Here is an 18,632-nt window from a genome sequence, read left to right as displayed (position 1 = left end):
GCCCGTTGCACTGCTTTGTCATGTCTACTGTCACGGTCCTGCCACAGGGGCCGCCCCGACCGGCCGAAGAGCCCGGAGCGGACTTACGCTTCGGCCACGCCGCCCTCAGCGATCTTGGTGGGTGTGCGCCTAAAGACTCCGGGGCCGGCGCGCCGCGATGTGGCCGCGCGAGCGGACCCGGGTGGGGAGGGGTCCCATGTCCGATCAGCAGCCCGAGGCTTCCGCGCCCAAGGCGTCCGAGCCCGAGGCTTCCACGCCCGAGGCGTCCGCGTCTGAGGTGTCTGTGCCCAAGGCGTCCGTGCCTGAAGCGTCCGAGCCCGAGGCCGCCGAGGCGCCTGGGTCCGAGCGCAAGGAGTCGTCCGGGTCCGTCGACGCCGGGGTGGGTACGCCCGTGGGTATGCCCAGCAGCTCGCCCGGGTCCGGGGGAGAGGCCGCTCCTGAGAATGCCGGCCGGGCGAAGGCACGGAGCGCGTCCGCGCAGGCGCCTGCCTCGTCCGTGCCGCCGCAGGACCCCGGCCCGGACGTGCCCAAGGTGCCCGCCTACCTCCAGGCACCGCCCCCGCCGGACGTCTGGCAGCGACGGGCACAGCAGCAACCGCCCAGCCTGCTGTCCCGGCTGCGGCCCCCCGCCCCGTCGTCGATCGACGCCGCGACGCTCTGGTCGGTGCTCGCCACGGCGCTGCTCAGCGGGCTGCTGCTCGGCGACGGCCTGGGAGTGAACCTTCTGATCGTGGCCGTGCCGGCCGCTCTCGCGGCGTACTTCGCCGCGAGAGCGGCGGGGCGCGGACTGCGCCCCTGGACCGCTGTATGGGCGGTGGGCGGCCTCGCGCTCCTGGCGATCCCGGCTCTTCGCGACGCGGGCTGGCCGGTGTTCCTCGCCGTCGTGTCCGCGCTGGCCCTCGGCTCGCTCGCCCTCCACGGCAGCCGTAGCTGGCCGGGAGTGTTGCTCGGATCGGTGGGACTGTTCCCCTCGATCGCGGCGGGCTTGCGCTGGGGATGGCGTGGAGTGCGCGCCCGTGCGGACGACTCCAAGGGCCGGGTGCGCACCGTGGTGCGCACCTCGGCGGTGGCAGTCGTACTGCTCGTCGTCTTCGGCACCCTCTTCGCCAGCGCGGACGCCGCCTTCGCCGATCTGCTGGGCAGCCTGACCCCCGATGTGTCGGTCGGCGACAGCCCGTGGCGTGTCCTCCTCTTCGTGCTGGGGCTCGTCGGAGCACTCGCGGCCGCCTACACCGCTGCCGCCCCGGTGCGGTGGGACCGCATCAGCGTCCGGCCGGGCAAGGCCAGAAGCCGGGCGGAGTGGGCCCTGCCGCTGATCGTGCTCAACCTGCTCTTCGCGGCGTTCATCGCACTTCAGCTCGTCGTGCTCCTCGGCGGGTACGACAAGGTGCTGGAGGAGACGGGCCTTACGCCCAGCGCCTACGCCCGCCAGGGCTTCTGGCAGCTCCTCTGGGCCACCGTACTGACCCTGCTCGTCATCGCCCTCGCTCTGCGCTGGGCACCGCGCGGCGGACCCCGTGACCGCACACTGGTCCGGAGCGTGCTCGGCGTCCTGTGCGTACTCACACTGGTGGTCGTGGCCTCCGCGCTGCGCCGCATGGACCTGTACGTGGACGCGTTCGGGCTGACCAGGCTGCGGATCTCGGTGGCGGCCGTGGAACTCTGGCTCGGTGTGGTCCTCGTGCTCATCCTCGCGGCGGGTGTCTTCGGTGCGCGGATGCTGCCCCGTGCCGTCGCGGTCAGCGCGGCCGCGGGAGTGCTTGCCTTCGGGCTGGTGTCGCCCGACGGGCAGATCGCAGAGCAGAACGTCCAGCGGTACCGGAGCGACAGGACCATCGACATCCAGTACCTCAAGGGGCTCTCGGCCGATGCCGTACCCGCTCTGAACGAGTTGCCGGAGCCATTGCGGTCCTGTGCGCTGAAGAACTTCCAGCGTGACTTCGCCGTGGAGGACGCTCCCTGGTACTCCTCCAGCTGGGGCGAGACCCGAGCCAGGGACATCCTGGAGAAGAACCCGCTGCATGAGGACGGGACCGACTGCTACGGCGTCGGACGGGAGGCCGACGAGCGCGACGGCTACGAGGAGGAGGACTCCTACGACCCGTACTGAGTCCTCCCGTCCATGACGCGACGCGCGGTGCCCCGGCTCTTTCGCCGTTCCGGCCTCGGCGCCCGTCCGCGGCCGGACTCCGCCATCCGTTCCCGTTCCGCCCCCGACGCCCGGCCGTTGCAGGCTCCGGCATCCGTCACCGTTCCCGCCCCGGCGGCCCGGCTTCGGCCCCCGAATGTCTGCCCGCTTGCCGCGCTTCGGGGAAGGGCCGTGGTGAGAGCCGATGGCGGCCGTCCGGTAACTCCCCGGCGTTCCATGCAAGTCGGCCGAGGAGGGGCCGAGTGCGCAGAGCTGGGTTCACAAGTGCGACGCGCGTGAGGCGGAACGTGTGCAGACGGTGCCGCGGAGGGAGCGCTTCAGGCGCCGCGGCCGAACGTGCCGTGCTGTGTCCGGTCAGAGGCGGCGCCGGTCGGCGGCCGTTCGACGGGGGCGGGTGCTGATGGGGGCCGGCCCGCCGCGACAGCTCGCGGGCCAGCCCTCGCGGGGGTGACGTGCCGTACCGGGGTGTGCGACAGCGAATCGTGGGACTCCGGAATGGCCGGGGCCGACCTGTCGGCTCACGGTGGCCTGCGGCTGCCTCCCGAGTCGTCGGCACGCCCCGTCGGACCCGGGCCCGCCAGGTCCCGGATACGACGGGAAGAGCCCTCGGTCGCCGGACGGTGCCCCGGGGTGTTCTTGCCGTGCCCATCGGCGTAACCTGGCAGGCGCCATGCCGTACGAACCACCCACGCACACCGTCGAGCGCTCACTGCGCGCTACCTCCGGTGCCAGAACCGTCGCCGGTGTCGACGAGGTCGGACGCGGAGCGTGGGCCGGCCCCGTCACCGTGTGCGCGGCCGTCACCGGTCTCCGCAGACCTCCCGAGGGCCTGACCGACTCCAAGCTGATCAGCCCCAAGCGCCGGGCGGAACTCGCCCCGCTGCTCGAGAAGTGGGTCACGGCCTACGGTCTGGGGCACGCCTCACCGCTGGAGATCGACGATCTCGGCATGACGGCGGCTCTCCGTCTGGCGGCGGTCAGGGCACTCGACGCACTGCCCGTGCGTCCCGACGCCGTGATTCTCGACGGGAAGCACGACTACCTCGGAGCGCCCTGGAAGGTCCGTACGGTGATCAAAGGTGACCAGTCCTGTATCGCCGTCGCTGCGGCCTCGGTCATAGCCAAGGTCCACAGGGACACCATGATGGCCGAACTGGGCGCCGACACAGGGCAGTACGAAGACTTCGCCTTCGGCGCGAACGCGGGTTATCCGTCACCGGTGCACCGGGCCGCGCTGGAGGAACAGGGGCCCACGCCCCACCACCGCCTCAGCTGGTCCTACCTCGACGCGCTGCCCCGGTGGCAGCACCTGAAGAAGGTCCGATTCTCCGCCGAGGCGGCCGCACTGGAAAGCGGGGGCCAGCTCGGCTTCGACTTCTGATCGCACAGGCGCATCCACCCGCCGGCGTACGAGCCGGCCGTGACAGACAACCTATTCATGCCTCTCATCCCCGAGGAGCCTCAGATTCCCGAGAGCGCCCAGGGTCCCCGCGTAACTCCGGCCGCCGGCCGCACCGCGCCGACCCCCCGTCCCGTACCTGGCCCGCGTTCCGCGGCCACGCCGCGTCCCGGAAACCCGGGCCGAGGCCCCGCGCGCCCCGCGCCCCCGGCGCAGCGCCCGCATCCCGCGCCCCCGGTGCCCGCCGCTCCGGTGCCGGCCGCCGCCAAGGCGCCGACCGCCCGGCAGCTGCCGGACGCCGGCGCCGCAGCACAGTTCCAGCTGATCCCGGCCCCCGTGGGCGGTGCGGTCGACGCGGCCGACGAGGCCGTCGACCTGCTGCTCGACTCCGGACGCGCCCCCGGCGACATCCTGGTGCTCACCACCGGCGAGCAGCACCCCTGGGCCGCGCACGAACTCTCCTTCGGGGAGGCCGCGTACTGGGCCCAGCACGACGCGGGCGACGACGTCTTCTTCGCCCGCACGGCGAACGCCGACCGCTGTGCCTCGCGTTCCGTGATCGTCGTCGCGGTCAACGGCGACCTCGACGAGACGTCGGCCCGCGCACTGTCCGACGTGCGTGAGCGCGCCGGCGCGCTGCTGATCGTCTGCGGCGACCCGCAGAAGGTCAACTCGGCGCTCGGCGCAGGCGTCTGAGCTGTGTTTCGCGTGGGTCCCGGCCGTCCATGAGGACGCTCGGGGCCCACGTCTGCTTCAGCGTGCGGCGGTCCGCCTCAGGGCGTCCGCCGCGCCGCCACCGGTCCGCAACGGAACCGGATCGTGGTCGGCCGAGGTGTCGGCCAGAGCCGAAGGCCTGGACGACAGCGTGGGGCTGCGCCCGCCCCTGCCCTCGCCGAGGACCTGCCAGCCGCCGTGCGTCAGGGTGATGTAGGCCCCGCACCGGAGGCCGTGCAGTGTGCAGGCGTCCCGCAGCCCCCACATCCAGGCACCGTCCTCCTCGGTCCAGCGCTCGTCGCCCTCACGGCAGTAGAGAAGGACGGCTGTACGCACCGGGGTGCGGCGGCGCAGGTCGTGCGGGATCACCCTGCGCAAATGCGCCAGCAGGGCATTGCGGAACTCCCATCCGTCCGTGGACACCGTGGCTCGCCGGGCGAACGACGCGCTGGCCGTCAGGCGTTCCTCATGGTCGAGGACGGCGACGACAGCGGTGGCGGGTGTCGGACGGTGTCGGGCATGGAGACCGCTGACGACTTCACGTGGGCTGCGGAGCAGTGGTATCCCGGCCGCCGCCCACTCGGCCGGTTCGAGCATCCTGGCTACGTGGTTGACGGAGCCGGCGGATGCCGACAGCGATGTGGCTGCGGACGGAGCGAATCCGAAGGTCACGGTCCTCCCTTCGCTACGCGCCCACGGTGCGGGCAGGGTCGAGTGAGGGCGCGCCGCGGCACAGCCCTTCCGGGCCCGCGAAAAGACCGTGCGGGGAGCGACTCCAATTCTTCCTGTCGTACCGGCGGGCGGCAACGAGCAATTGATGCGGCTGACGGGAATCGGACGGAATGGTACGGATATCCCTGCCCGTTCGGCGCCGGACGAAGCCACCCGTCATGCCTGGACGGCAAGGACCAGCGGAAACACCCCCTCCGCTCCGGCGCGGCGCAGCAGACGTGCGGCGACGGCGAGAGTCCACCCGGTGTCGGAGAGATCGTCCACGAGCAGCACGGGACCTCTCGCGGCGGCGAGCGCCTCCGCCAGGGCGGGTTCGACGACGAGTGCCTCGTGCAGCGCTTTCACCCTCTGCGCGCTGTTGGTCTGCGACATCCGCAGGTCCTCGCTGCCGGGCGTGTAGCTGACCGTGCCCAGCAGGGGCATCCGGCCGATCTCCGCGATACGGCTGCCGAGCGACCGGACCAGCTGCGGCCTTCGGCGCGAGGCGACCGTGACGACCCCCACCGGCCTCGGGGCGGCGTCCGGGGCGCCCGACGCCCAGCCGCCGGGCCCCTTCGCCCAGTCGCTCACGACGGTGACCACGGCGCTCGTCACGTCGTCGGGAACAGGGGCGTCCGGGGCCTGCGGCGCCAGGAGCGGACGGAGTCTGTTGCCCCAGCCGATGTCCGAGAGGCGGCCGAGCGCCCGGCCCGGTAGGGCGATCTCGCCCGCAGGGATACGGCCCTTGAGGTCGACCCCCACAGCGGACAGGCCCGTGGGCCACATCTTGCGCGGCTCCACCTCGACACCCGGCCTGCCGAGCTCGCCCCGTGCCCCGTCGAGAGCCGCGGTGGAGACCTTGTCGTCGAACCGCGGACCGGCGCAGTTGTCACAGCGCCCGCACGCGGTGGCCTCCTCGTCGTCCAGCTGGCGCCGGAGGAACTCCATGCGGCACCCGGTCCCCGACGCGTAGTCACGCATGGCCTGTTGCTCGGAGGCACGCTGCCGCGCGACCCACGCGTAGCGCTCGGAGTCGTAGACCCAGGGTTCACCCGTGGAGATCCAGCCGCCCTTCACCCGCTTCACCGCACCGTCGACGTCCAGCACCTTGAGCATCGTCTCGAGACGGGTGCGCCGCAGATCCACCAGCGGTTCCATGGCGGGCAGTGAGAGGGGCCGACTCGCCTGCGCCAGGACGTCCAGGGTGCGGCGCACCTGCTCCTCCGGAGGGAACGCCACGGAGGCGAAGTACTGCCAGATGGCTTCGTCCTCCTTGCCCGGGAGCAGCAGTACCTCCGCATGGTCCACTCCACGCCCCGCGCGGCCGACCTGCTGGTAGTAGGCGATGGGGGACGACGGCGAACCCAGATGCACGACGAAGCCGAGATCGGGTTTGTCGAATCCCATACCGAGCGCCGACGTCGCCACGAGAGCCTTGACCCTGTTGGCCAGCAGATCGTCCTCGGCCTGCTGGCGGTCCGCGTTCTCGGTCCTGCCGGTGTAGGACGCGACCGGATAGCCGCACTGGCGGAGATAGGCGGTGATCTCCTCGGCCGCCGCGACCGTGAGCGTGTAGATGATGCCCGACCCGGGGAGTTCCCCGAGGTGATCGCCCAGCCAGGCCAGCCGGTGCGCCGCGTTGGGCAGTTGCAGCACGCTCAGACTGAGGCTCTCGCGGTCCAGCGCGCCCCGCAGGACCAGCGCGTCCGTGCCCGCACCCGTGCCGAGCTGCTCCGCGACGTCCGCTGTCACGCGCGCGTTGGCGGTAGCCGTCGTGGCGAGCACCGGCACGCCGGCGGGCAGATCGGCGAGCATGGTCCGCAGCCGACGGTAATCCGGCCGGAAATCATGCCCCCAGTCGGAGATGCAGTGGGCCTCGTCGACCACGAGCAGCCCTGTCGCAGCGGCCAGCTGAGGCAGCACCTGATCCCGGAAGTCCGGGTTGTTGAGCCGCTCCGGACTGACCAGGAGCACGTCCACCTCTCCCGCCGCCACCTCCGCCTGCACGGTTTCCCACTCCTCGGTGTTGGAGGAGTTGATCGTGCGTGCGCTGATACCGGCCCTCGCCGCCGCCGCCACCTGGTTGCGCATCAGCGCCAGCAGTGGCGAGACGATCACCGTCGGCCCGCTTCCCCGCGCACGCAGCAGCGAGGTCGCGACGAAGTACACCGCCGACTTGCCCCAGCCCGTCCGCTGGACGACCAGCGCCCTGCGCTTGTCCGCGACGAGAGCCTCGATGGCCCGCCACTGGTCCTCGCGCAGCCGGGCGGCGCCCGTGGCGTCCCCGACCAGGCGGGCGAGTACGGAGTCGGCCGAGGCCCTGAGCTCTGCGCGGTCTGCGTTGGTCATGCCCCCATGCAACCTGATGCCTGCGACAACTGCGAACGGCCCTGCTGTCCCTGTGGACAAAGTTATCCACAGGGGTCGCGGAAATCGGCGTCTCGCGGGACGGTCATGCCATGAACAACCACCACGAATCGATCGGCTCGTCCGACACACAGCAGATCACCCTGCGCGGTCCCGCCGAGCTCGCCGACGCGCTCCCGTACCTGATGGGGTTCCATCCGAACGACAGTGTGGTCATGGTGGCCCTGCACGGCGGGCGGGGCCGTTTCGGCGGGCGCCTCAGGATGGGGATTCCGAGTGCGCCCGGCGAGTGGGCGCCGGTGGCCGACCAGCTTGCGCAGTGCCTCGTCGCCGGCAGCGAGAAGCGTGAGGCCCGTCCCGACGCCATCGTCGTGTTTCTGTGCCAGGACCCGGTCGAGGGGGAGAGCGCCTCGCAGACCATGGAGCGGCTCAGGCCGTTCGCACAGCTCCTGCGCACCGCGTGCGGGGCGCTCGACGTTCCCGTACTCGAGGCGCTCTGCATCTCCGACGGCCGGTACTGGTCCTACTGCTGTCCCGATGCGCGCTGCTGCCCGGTCGAGGGGAACCCGTTGGCCCTGCCGGGCACCACGGTGATGGCAGCGGCGGCCGCGTACGCCGGGGTCCGGGTCCGCGGGACGCTCCGGGACATGGAGGCGCGGCTCGCACCGGGGGAGCCGGCGGAGGCGCAGGAGCAGGAACGGGCGCTGGACTCTGCGGGAGCCGTACTGGTGTCCCGCATCCTCGACGTCCACGGGCGGGGCGAGGTGTCGAGCGAGACCCTGGCGCTCGCCCGTGTCCTCATGGGGCGCCTCGAAGGCGCCCCGTCCGCCGGCGCCGCCGGACCGGACGAGGCCGACGACGCCCTGATCACCCCGGAGGAGGCCGCGGCAGTGATCCTCGGCCTCCAGGACCGGGAGACCAGGGACAGGGCCGCCGAATGGATGGAAGGCCGCGAGGCCGAAACGGCGCTGAGGCTGTGGCGGGTGCTCGCCCGGCGGTGTGTCGGCCCGTACGTGGAACACTCCGCCGCTCCGCTCACACTGGCGGGCTGGGTCTCGTGGTCCACCGGCGACGAGGCCGCCGCCAGGGTGGCGCTGGGGCTCGCCCTTCGGGCCGACCCGCACTACACGTTCGCGCAACTGCTGCATCAGGCGTGCAACCAGGGCCTGGACCCGGAGACACTGCGTCGCTGCCTGCGCGAGGAGCGCGGCTCGCGCGAAGCAGGGGAGGGACACGGAAGCGGCACTCGGGAGCCCGCTGTTCGGCGGCAGGAGCCCGCCACAGGGAAGCAGGAGCCCGGTGCCGGGCGGCAGGCGGGCACCCCCGGGCATACGGAGACGGGAAGGGGTCGGCCACCGGCGCGCCTCCGGGCCGCGAAGCGGCCGCGGCGGGCCACGGCCCGTCCCGCCCGTGCCGAGGCCCCTCGGCCGCGCTCTGCCACGACCAGGCGCCGGGCACGGGAGACCCGGCGCCGTGGGCATCGGACCGCCGAGAACAACGGCTGAGGACGGGCTTCCGCCGGTCGGAGGCGGCCCGGGGGCCGTGGGGCGGCCTGGCGTGCGGAGGTCAGGCCCGGGCGTCACACGGCGAACCGGCGTCGCGCGCCAGGAACCAACATCGCGAAGGGCGTGTTTATCGTCAGGAAGACGACTATGATTTCGGCATGCCGCCCTACGACCCGTCGACCTTCCCGCCCTTCGCCGTCACCGTCGACCTGGTTGTCCTCACGGTGCGCCGTCACGCACTCTGTGCACTGGTGGTGCGCCGTGGTGAATCGCCGTTCCAGGGCCGGTGGGCACTGCCCGGCGGTTTCGTCAGGACCGACGAGGACCTCGGTGCGGCGGCAGCGCGCGAACTGGTCGAGGAGACCGGCCTCTGCGCCCACGACCCGGCCGCCCCCGCTGTGGGCAACGGCGCTCACCTCGAACAACTGGCGACCTACGGAGACCCCGGCCGCGATCCCAGGATGCGGGTCGTCAGCGTCGCGCACCTCGCGCTGGCGCCCGACCTTCCGGCCCCGCGAGCGGGTGGTGACGCGAACAGCGCGCGCTGGGCCCCGGTCGGAGACCTGCTCGGGCCCGGGGGTGACTTCGGGCGTGACGGCGAGCAGTCCGCGCCTCTGGCCTTCGACCACGCGAGGATCCTCGACGACGGGGTGGAGCGAGCCCGCTCGAAGATCGAGTACTCCTCGCTGGCCACGGCTTTCTGTCCACCGGAGTTCACCGTCGGCGAGCTGCGGAGGGTCTACGAGGCTGTGTGGGGAGTGGTCCTGGACCCCAGGAACTTCCACCGCAAGGTGACGGGCACGCCCGGCTTCCTCGTTCCGTCCGGCGGCACGACCACGCGGCAGGGTGGCCGCCCTGCTCAGCTCTTCCGGGCCGGTGCGGCCACGGTGCTGAACCCCCCGATGCTGCGACCGGAAGTCTGACCCCTGGTCCACGGGCCGGCAGTTCCGAACGCCGTCGCGAATCGGGCCGGCGTCGCAGACCGCACGGGGACAGGTCCAGGCTGCCGACCCGGCTGCGTCGGGCCGGGAGAGCGGGCGCCCCGCGCCCTTCGCCGTCGAACCCACGGAACGCCCCAGAGGCATCGGTGCACCAAAAGTCTGAAATGTCGCGTTATCTTGCTGGGGTACTCCACCCTGCCGCCGAGCGGTCACACCCTCTGCGAGAGAAGCGATGCTCCAGGCCATCGGACTCACCAGCGTTCCCCGTCGCGACGCACTGCCCGCCGTTGACGACCTGACCTTCGAAGCTCCGTCCGGCAGCGTCACGGTGCTGCTCGGCGCTCCCGGCTCCGGGAAGAGCACCGCCCTTCGTCTGATGCTCGAACTCGAGGCCGGAAGGGGCGTCACCTATTTCCGGGGCCGCCCGTTGCACCGCATCGGGCACCCCGCCCGCGAGGTCGGGGTGCTGCTCGGAGACGTGCCTGGCCATCCCGCTCGCACAGCCCGGGGGCAGCTCCGCATGCTCTGTGCGGCGGCGGGGGTCCCCGCGTCGCGAGCCGACGAGCTGCTCGAGGTCGTCGGCCTCGCGGGCCTCGGCGATCAGCGCATCGGGACTCTCTCGGCGGGCATGGACCGGCGGCTCGGCCTCGCCTCGGCGTTGCTCGGCGATCCTCACACGCTCGTCCTGGACGAGCCTGCCGAAGGCCTCTCGCCGCGCGAGAGGAGCTGGCTCCACGGGCTGCTCCGGGCACACGCGGCCGAGGGCGGAACCGTGCTGCACACGACCAGTGACCCCAAGGAGGCCGCCCGGGCGGCCGACCGTGTGGTGACCATCGACGACGGGCGCCTAGTCGCCGATCAGGGCGTCGCCGACTTCTCCCGTACGCGCCTGCGGCCCCGTGTCGCGGTGCGGACCCCGCATGCCGCACGCCTGGCCGCCGTGATGAACCGGGAGGCGCGCGCTGCCCGGCGGTCCGTCGAGGTGGTCGCGGAGGACGGAAGCCGGCTGTCGGTGTACGGCAGCAGTTGTGCCGAGGTCGGTGACACGGCGTACCGGCACGGGGTCCCGGTGCATCAACTCGCGGACGAGACCGGGGACGCCGGGCCGGTCGCACCGCCGGGTCGAGCGACGGCGGGCGGTCACGTGAGGCCGGTTCCGTCCGGGCCCGCGTCGGCAGTGGCGATCTCGGAGCTTCCCCCTCCCATTCCCGTGCGCCCGGCCCGTGGCCCGCTGCGGCCCTTGCGGTACGAACTGCGCCGGCTCTTCGGGGTGCGGACAACCGCCGTGATCATGATGGCGGTTGTGCTTGTGTCGGCAGGTCTCTCCGTGGTGCTGGCGCGCTCGGGCCGGACGCCGTTGCCCGATCTGCTGGTCGCCTGGCCGGACCTGCTGCCCCTGCCGCCCGCCGCCTTCGCCGCCGGGCTGCTGGGCGCGCTCTCCTTCGGTGACGAGTTCCGCTACCCGGCACTGGCCGCCGGGCGCGGGACGGTTCCCCGCCGACTCGGTCTTCTCCTCGCCAAGCTGGTCGTGTCGGCAGGCGTCGCGCTCTCGCTCGCTCTGTTCTGTGTACTGGCGGACGCCGAAGCTCTCCGGCTCGTCTACGGCGCGGACTTGGTGTCGATCCCCGCGAATGTCGCGCAACTGGCGCTCAGTTGGGCCGGCCTTTCCGTCGGCTGCGCCTGGGCGGGGCTCCTGGCGGCCGGCGTCTTCCGTCTCACGGGTGCCGGAGTCGCCGCGGTGCTGGCGGTGCCGGTGCTCGTCGTACCACTGGTGCAGAAGCTCCTCGCTGTTCCGGCCGCCCGTTCGATCGCAGGGCTGCCGGGACGGCTGCGTGAACTCACCTGGCTGCAGTGGCCGAGCGAGACGGACCGGTGGGTCATGGCCGTCGTGAGGGTCCTGGGGCAGCCCGTGGGACTGGCGCTGTCCCTTTCCCTCGGTGCTCTGATCTGCGCGTATGCCGTCACCAGCCTGCGCGGCAGGGCGCGTTGGTGACGCAGGGAACCGGAGCCCATGACCGTCGGCGGTCAACTCACCCGATAACGAGCGATTTCCGCACATAGGGCGTCAATTGCAAGGCGGGTGCCGATCACCCTTTCGTGTGCTTTTCAGCAAAGACCTCAAGGGGTGGCTGAGCCGCGCCGAAAAAGACTCCGTGAGTACCCTTGCGCACACCATGATGACCGCCGCCCGCTCCGCCGACTCCGGCCTCGCCGGGCCGGGCGAACTCGACCGCTACCCCTACACGGAGGCGCCGGCCGGCGAGCGTGCCGCGCTGCGTTCCTGGGGCGGTGCCGAATCCGACTTGGGACGGGCGAGCCGGCGCGGAGCCAGCCGAGGCCGTGGACTGCATGGCCAACTGGTCCAGCAGCTCGGCCAGATGATCGTTTCCGGTGACCTCGGTGCGGACCGGCCGCTCGTCCCCGAGGAGATCGGGCAGCGATTCGAGGTGTCCCGCACCGTTGTGAGGGAGTCCCTGCGCGTTCTCGAGGCCAAGGGCCTGGTCAGCGCCCGGCCCAACGTGGGCACCCGCGTCCGGCCGGTGAGCGACTGGAATCTGCTGGACCCCGACATCATCGAATGGCGGGCTTTCGGGCCGCAGCGGGAGGATCAGCGCCGGGAGCTGGACGAGCTTCGCTGGACCATCGAGCCGCTGGCCGCCCGGCTGGCAGCCGGACATGGCCGGGAGGACATTCAGCAGCGCCTCGGCGACATGATCGAGATCATGGGCCACGCGATGGGGCAGGGGGACGCCATCACGTTCTCCCGGGCCGACGCGGAGTTCCACTCACTGCTGATCCAGGCGGCGGGCAACCGCATGCTCGAACACCTCTCCGGCATCGTGTCGGCTGCCCTGCACGTCTCGGGTGGGCCCGTCACGGCCTGCGACCGCCCGGCGGAGACGTCGCTCGGCCACCATGCGCGGATCGTCGAGGCCCTGGCATCGGGCGACGCCGCAGGCGCCGAAGCCGCCATGCGGCAGCTGCTGCTCGGCCACCTGGACGGAGAACGGGTGGTTCCCGCCCCCCGCGAGCACTGAAGCACCACAAACCGGGGTATGCGGACCGTGTGCCGCCGGGCCTCCCGGTTCGGCGGCATAGTTGTACGGAGATGTGACCTCTGGTTCGGTTTGTCGCGAATGAGGTGTGACTGGGGCCACGCGAATTGGGCGTAACACTCCTCGAAACAGTGCGATGACCTAAGAGGTGACCGCCGCGGAAGGAATACAGCAGCCACGTAGTGCGCTGTGCAGTTCTGAGGCCAAGCCCGCGCCGTCGGCAACATCCCCAGCCGCCGGTCGTCGGTTCCAGCCCCCTCCAGGGCCGGACCGGAAGCCGTTTCCATCGTTCCGAGAGGTTGTTCGTGTCGGCCAGCACATCCCGTACGCTCCCGCCGGAGATCGCCGAGTCCGAGTCTGTGATGGCGCTCATCGAGCGGGGAAAGGCTGATGGGCAGATCGCCGGCGATGACGTGCGTCGGGCCTTCGAGGCTGACCAGATTCCGCCAACCCAGTGGAAGAACGTTCTGCGCAGCCTCAACCAGATCCTCGAGGAAGAGGGTGTGACGCTGATGGTCAGTGCCGCGGAGTCGCCTAAGCGCGCCCGCAAGAGCGTCGCAGCGAAGAGCCCGGTCAAGCGCACCGCCACCAAGACCGTCGCGGCCAAGACAGCCGTGACCCGTACCGTCGCGGCCTCCGCCGCCCCGGCGGCAGAGAGCGCGGATGTGGCGGCCGACGACGCTGCCGTCGCCGCTCCTGCGAAGAAGACGGCAGCCAAGAAGACGGTTGCCAAGAAGACCGCCGCGAAGAAGACGGCGGCCAAGAAGACCGCCGCGAAGAAGTCCGGCAAGCAGGACGACGAGCTGCTCGACGGTGACGAGGCTGTCGAGGAAGTCAAGGCCGGCAAGGGCGAGGAAGAGGAGGGCGAGGGCGAGAACAAGGGCTTCGTCCTCTCCGACGACGACGAGGACGACGCGCCTGCGCAGCAGGTCGCCGTCGCCGGCGCCACCGCCGACCCGGTCAAGGACTACCTGAAGCAGATCGGCAAGGTTCCCCTCCTCAACGCCGAGCAGGAGGTCGAGCTCGCCAAGCGCATCGAGGCCGGCCTGTTCGCCGAGGACAAGCTCGCCAACGCCGACAAGCTCGCGCCGAAGCTCAAGCGCGAGCTGGAGATCATCGCCGAGGACGGCCGCCGGGCCAAGAACCACCTGCTGGAGGCCAACCTCCGCCTCGTGGTCTCGCTGGCCAAGCGCTACACCGGCCGCGGCATGCTCTTCCTGGACCTCATCCAGGAGGGCAACCTCGGTCTGATCCGCGCGGTGGAGAAGTTCGACTACACCAAGGGCTACAAGTTCTCCACGTACGCCACCTGGTGGATTCGTCAGGCCATCACCCGCGCCATGGCCGACCAGGCTCGCACCATCCGTATTCCGGTGCACATGGTCGAGGTCATCAACAAGCTCGCGCGCGTGCAGCGCCAGATGCTCCAGGACCTGGGCCGTGAGCCCACGCCGGAGGAGCTGGCCAAGGAGCTCGACATGACCCCTGAGAAGGTCATCGAGGTCCAGAAGTACGGCCGCGAGCCCATTTCCCTCCACACCCCGCTGGGTGAGGACGGGGACAGCGAGTTCGGTGACCTGATCGAGGACTCCGAGGCGGTCGTGCCGGCGGACGCCGTGAGCTTCACGCTGCTCCAGGAGCAGCTGCACTCGGTGCTCGACACGCTCTCCGAGCGCGAGGCGGGCGTGGTCTCGATGCGCTTCGGTCTCACCGACGGACAGCCGAAGACGCTCGACGAGATCGGCAAGGTCTACGGCGTGACGCGCGAGCGCATCCGTCAGATCGAGTCGAAGACGATGTCGAAGCTGCGCCACCCGTCGCGTTCGCAGGTGCTGCGCGACTACCTCGACTAGATCGAGGACAGACATGGGCGGGGCCCGGAACCACTTCAGGTTCCGGGCCCCGCCCATGTCCGCATGCGGCTCGCACCGGCTCGGATGACGCTGAGTAGGCAATGCTCACCTCGGCGTCAGGAGTCCCCATGCCCCGCCTTCTCGTACGCGCCCTTCCCGCCGCATTCCTGCTGGCGGCTGCGGCGGGCGCGATACCGATCGGCCCCTCGCACCGTGCCGCCGCGGACAGCATCATCGTCGGTGGGAAGCCCGTCTCCGTCGCGGACAGCCCGTGGGCAGTGGCTCTGTCGAGCCGTGACCGGTTCGGAGGAACCCGCGGCGGTCAGTTCTGCGGCGGAGTCGCTGTCGGGCCCACCAAGGTGCTGACGGCCGCACACTGCCTGAGGGAGGAGGTGCTGGGCGCACCCGTCCCGGAGATCCGCGATCTGAGGGTCATTGCCGGACGGGACGAATTGAGCGGTCCGGGTGGCCGGGAGATCTCCGTGCGTTCGGCGTGGGTCAACCCTGGCTACGACCCGCACACCAATGCCGCGGATCTCGCCGTACTCACTCTGGCACAGTCGCTGCCGGCAGGGAGCGTGGTACCGATGGCGGGAGCCGGTAGTGCGGCCTACGAGCCGGGCACGAAGGCCACGGTGTACGGCTGGGGGGACACGACGGGCTACGGCGCCTACTCGTCCGGGCTGCGTGCCGCCGCGGTGCGCGTACTCCCGGACGCCGACTGCACGCGGGCGTACCCGGGCGGCTCACAGGGCCTGTACGACGCGTCGTCCATGCTCTGCGCCGGCGACCCCGCCGGGGGGCGTGATGCGTGCCAGGGGGACAGCGGAGGCCCGCTGGTGGCCCGTGGGCGCCTTGTGGGCCTCGTCTCGTGGGGCAGCGGCTGCGGAAGCCCAGGAAGCCCCGGTGTGTACACCCGCATCTCCGCGGCGATCCGGTGGATGGCCGACCGGAACTGACCGCGGACGGGCCGAAGGGTATGAGAACGGGCGGCTTTCCCTGCTGGGAGGCCGCCCGTCGGCCGGTCCGGGACCGTACCCATGGCTCGTCGTGGATGCGAGGTGTCAGTGTTCCTCGTCGGCAGCACTGGCCTGGGCGGCAGTGAGCCGATCCGTCTCATCCTGTATTTCCGCGGCGATCTTCTTGAGTTCCGGCTCGAACTTGCGCCCATGGTGGGCGCAGAAGAGCAGTTCACCGCCGCTGATCAGGACGACGCGCAGATAGGCCTGGGCGCCGCAACGGTCACAGCGGTCTGCTGCGGTCAGCGGGCTCGCGGGGGTCAGAACAGTAGTCACGTCGCCTCTTCTCTAGCTCGACGAGCTGTCGTACCAGGGTCAACATCCAACCAGGCCGAAAACGTTCCCGCTCGTGGCATTTCTTCGAAACTTCTTCTGGGGATGGCTGTCTGTTGCCGGTTGGCGGCGAATGTGCCGTATTGCGTAGCGCTACGGTTTCGCGTTGCTTGTGTGGGCCGGTCCGCCGGCTGGCTTGCCGGTTGTTCATGAGGACGTGCCCGGAGCCTAAATGGTTCATGCCTCGAAGGGAACGTGATGTGCACGTCACTCCAACGAATGATCGAACGCGTATGCGAGGCTGCACTAGCATGATGATTCCCCCTGGGTGGCGTTACAACCGCTCTACCAGGCCTCGGTAGGCTCTCAGCGGCTACCGAGGCCGAGCCCGTTACCCACTGGGCCCCAAATGAAATTCAGCGAGGAGCGAACCGCGTGACCGCCGATTCCGTGCCGTCCACTGCGCTGCTGACCGGAGCAGGCGGCGCAGACAGGGACAGCTCCAACTACACCGCGCGGCACCTTCTCGTCCTCGAGGGGCTCGAAGCGGTGCGCAAGCGCCCCGGAATGTACATCGGGTCCACGGACAGCCGTGGGCTCATGCACTGCCTCTGGGAGATCATCGACAACTCCGTCGACGAGGCCCTCGGCGGCTACTGCGACAGCATCGAGGTCATCCTCCACGACGACGGTTCCGTGGAGGTGCGGGACAACGGCCGGGGCATCCCGGTCGACGTGGAGCCCAAGACCGGGCTCTCCGGCATCGAGGTCGTCATGACCAAGCTGCACGCCGGCGGAAAGTTCGGTGGCGGCTCCTACGCGGCGTCCGGCGGCCTGCACGGCGTGGGTGCCTCGGTCGTGAACGCACTCTCGGCCCGGCTGGACGTCGAGGTCGACCGCAACAGCGCGACCCACTCCATCAGTTTCCGGCGTGGCGTCCCGGGCATGTTCACCGAACAGGGTCCGGACAGCCCGTTCGACCCCGCCAACGGGCTCCGCAAGGGGAAGCGGGTCCCGAAGACGCGTACGGGTACCCGGGTGAGGTACTGGGCGGACCGCCAGATCTTCCTCAAGGACGCCAAGCTCAGCCTGGAGACGCTCTACCAGCGGGCCCGCCAGACCGCCTTCCTCGTCCCCGGCCTCACCATCGTCGTGCGTGACGAACGGGGCATCGACGGTGAGGGCAAGACGGAGGAGACGTTCCGCTTCGACGGCGGGATCAGCGAGTTCTGTGAGTACCTCGCTCAGGACAAGGCCGTCTGTGACGTCCAGCGGCTGAGCGGGACGGGCACGTTCAAGGAGACCGTGCCGGTCCTGGACGACCGGGGCCACATGACGGCCACCGAGGTCACCCGCGAGCTGGGTGTCGACATCGCCCTGCGCTGGGGCACCGGCTACGACACCAACGTCAAGTCCTTCGTCAACATCATCGCCACCCCCAAGGGCGGCACCCACGTGAGCGGCTTCGAGCGCTCCCTCACGAGGACGGTCAACGAGGTCCTGCGCTCCGCCAAGCTGCTGCGCGTCGCCGAGGACGACATCGTCAAGGACGACGCGCTGGAGGGCCTGACCGCGGTCGTCACGGTGCGGCTCGCGGAGCCGCAGTTCGAGGGCCAGACCAAGGAAGTGCTGGGCACCTCGGCGGCCAACCGCATCGTGGCCAACGTCGTAGCCAAGGAGCTCAAGGCGTTCCTGACCTCCACGAAGCGTGACGCGAAGGCTCAGGCCAGGGCGGTGCTGGACAAGGCGGTCGCGGCGGCCCGCACCCGCATCGCCGCCCGTCAGCACAAGGACGCGCAGCGTCGCAAGACCGCGCTCGAGTCCTCGTCGCTGCCCGCGAAGCTCGCTGACTGCCGCAGCGACGACGTGGACCGCAGCGAGCTCTTCATCGTCGAGGGCGACTCGGCGCTCGGTACCGCGAAGCTCGCCCGCAACAGTGAGTTCCAGGCGCTGCTGCCGATCCGCGGGAAGATCCTCAACGTCCAGAAGTCGTCCGTCTCGGACATGCTCAAGAACGCGGAATGCGGCGCCATCATCCAGGTCATAGGAGCGGGCTCGGGGCGCACCTTCGACATCGACGCCGCGCGCTACGGCAAGGTCATCATGATGACCGACGCCGACGTCGACGGTTCGCACATCCGCACGCTGCTGCTCACGCTCTTCCAGCGGTACATGCGGCCGATGGTCGAGGCGGGGCGGGTCTTCGCGGCCGTGCCCCCGCTGCACCGGATCGAGCTCGTCCAGCCCAAGAAGGGGCAGGACAAGTACATCTACACCTACTCCGACAACGAGCTGCGTCAGACCCTGCTGGAGCTCCAGCGCAAGAACGTCCGCTTCAAGGACTCGATCCAGCGCTACAAGGGCCTCGGCGAGATGGACGCGGACCAGCTCGCGGAGACGACCATGGACCCCCGGCACCGCACCCTGAGGCGTATCAACATCGGCGATCTGGAGTCCTCCGAGCAGATCTTCGACCTGCTGATGGGCAACGAGGTCGCCCCCCGCAAGGAGTTCATCACCAGCTCCGCCGCCACGCTGGACCGCTCACGCATCGACGTCTGACGCTCTCCACCCGTGGGTGGAGAGCCTTCTCCACCCACGGTCAACCCGCGAGCCGATCCCTTGATCCCCTGGCATCCGTAGCG

Annotated in this window: 13 protein-coding genes; 10 read left to right on the top strand and 3 right to left on the bottom strand. The window is 70.6% G+C overall.

Features of this window, described 5'->3' with window-relative positions:
* The first annotated feature begins 196 nt into the window (after positions 1-196).
* From ACFYQ6_RS15940 to ACFYQ6_RS15930, 3 genes are all read left to right on the top strand, one after another.
* Complete coding sequence (locus ACFYQ6_RS15940) at positions 197-2,110, top strand: DUF4153 domain-containing protein (protein ID WP_388763386.1); 1,914 nt, start codon at positions 197-199, stop codon at positions 2,108-2,110.
* A 709-nt stretch (positions 2,111-2,819) separates the two neighbouring features.
* Positions 2,820-3,530 carry a ribonuclease HII gene (locus tag ACFYQ6_RS15935; protein WP_361585124.1) on the top strand — a complete coding sequence of 237 codons (711 nt, stop codon included), beginning with the start codon at positions 2,820-2,822 and terminating at the stop codon, positions 3,528-3,530.
* A 57-nt stretch (positions 3,531-3,587) separates the two neighbouring features.
* Positions 3,588-4,244 carry a hypothetical protein gene (locus tag ACFYQ6_RS15930; RefSeq protein ID WP_388763384.1) on the top strand — a complete coding sequence of 219 codons (657 nt, stop codon included), beginning with the start codon at positions 3,588-3,590 and terminating at the stop codon, positions 4,242-4,244.
* A 57-nt stretch (positions 4,245-4,301) separates the two neighbouring features.
* Here the strand turns inward: ACFYQ6_RS15930 and ACFYQ6_RS15925 are convergent, their stop codons facing one another.
* Positions 4,302-4,934 (bottom strand): hypothetical protein, encoded by a 633-nt coding sequence (locus ACFYQ6_RS15925; RefSeq protein WP_361585126.1) that lies wholly within the window; start codon positions 4,932-4,934, stop codon positions 4,302-4,304.
* A gap of 216 nt (positions 4,935-5,150) precedes the next feature.
* A complete protein-coding gene (locus tag ACFYQ6_RS15920; RefSeq protein ID WP_388763382.1) occupies positions 5,151-7,322 on the bottom strand; it encodes a RecQ family ATP-dependent DNA helicase in 2,172 nt (723 codons plus the stop codon).
* A 110-nt stretch (positions 7,323-7,432) separates the two neighbouring features.
* Here ACFYQ6_RS15920 and ACFYQ6_RS15915 point away from each other — a divergent pair, with 110 nt between their 5' ends.
* The 6 genes from ACFYQ6_RS15915 to ACFYQ6_RS15890 all read left to right on the top strand — a co-directional run bounded on the left by ACFYQ6_RS15915 (position 7,433) and on the right by ACFYQ6_RS15890 (position 15,654).
* Positions 7,433-8,845: a DUF4192 domain-containing protein gene (locus tag ACFYQ6_RS15915; protein ID WP_361585130.1), complete on the top strand. Its 1,413-nt coding sequence runs from the start codon at positions 7,433-7,435 to the stop codon at positions 8,843-8,845.
* A 158-nt stretch (positions 8,846-9,003) separates the two neighbouring features.
* Complete coding sequence (locus tag ACFYQ6_RS15910) at positions 9,004-9,768, top strand: NUDIX domain-containing protein (RefSeq protein WP_361585133.1); 765 nt, start codon at positions 9,004-9,006, stop codon at positions 9,766-9,768.
* 250 nt (positions 9,769-10,018) lie between these two features.
* Positions 10,019-11,779 carry an ATP-binding cassette domain-containing protein gene (locus ACFYQ6_RS15905; RefSeq protein WP_388763379.1) on the top strand — a complete coding sequence of 587 codons (1,761 nt, stop codon included), beginning with the start codon at positions 10,019-10,021 and terminating at the stop codon, positions 11,777-11,779.
* 181 nt (positions 11,780-11,960) lie between these two features.
* Entirely contained in the window at positions 11,961-12,824 is an 864-nt protein-coding gene (locus ACFYQ6_RS15900) for a FadR/GntR family transcriptional regulator (protein ID WP_361585207.1), read from the top strand.
* A 323-nt stretch (positions 12,825-13,147) separates the two neighbouring features.
* Positions 13,148-14,695, top strand: a complete 1,548-nt coding sequence (locus ACFYQ6_RS15895) for an RNA polymerase sigma factor (protein WP_356743080.1) — start codon at positions 13,148-13,150, stop codon at positions 14,693-14,695.
* 128 nt (positions 14,696-14,823) lie between these two features.
* Complete coding sequence (locus tag ACFYQ6_RS15890; RefSeq protein WP_388763376.1) at positions 14,824-15,654, top strand: S1 family peptidase; 831 nt, start codon at positions 14,824-14,826, stop codon at positions 15,652-15,654.
* A gap of 105 nt (positions 15,655-15,759) precedes the next feature.
* Here ACFYQ6_RS15890 and ACFYQ6_RS15885 read toward each other — a convergent pair whose 3' ends face one another.
* Positions 15,760-15,990, bottom strand: a complete 231-nt coding sequence (locus ACFYQ6_RS15885) for a hypothetical protein (RefSeq protein WP_014048767.1) — start codon at positions 15,988-15,990, stop codon at positions 15,760-15,762.
* A 432-nt stretch (positions 15,991-16,422) separates the two neighbouring features.
* Here ACFYQ6_RS15885 and ACFYQ6_RS15880 point away from each other — a divergent pair, with 432 nt between their 5' ends.
* Positions 16,423-18,549, top strand: a complete 2,127-nt coding sequence (locus ACFYQ6_RS15880) for a type IIA DNA topoisomerase subunit B (RefSeq protein ID WP_388763374.1) — start codon at positions 16,423-16,425, stop codon at positions 18,547-18,549.
* The last annotated feature ends 83 nt before the right edge of the window (positions 18,550-18,632 follow it).

The sequence above is a fragment of the Streptomyces sp. NPDC005494 genome (assembly GCF_042872025.1).
In the GTDB taxonomy this organism is placed as follows: Bacteria; Actinomycetota; Actinomycetes; order Streptomycetales; family Streptomycetaceae; genus Streptomyces.
Note: the sequence above shows the minus strand (reverse complement) of the source record. Positions and strands in the feature narration are given on the sequence as shown.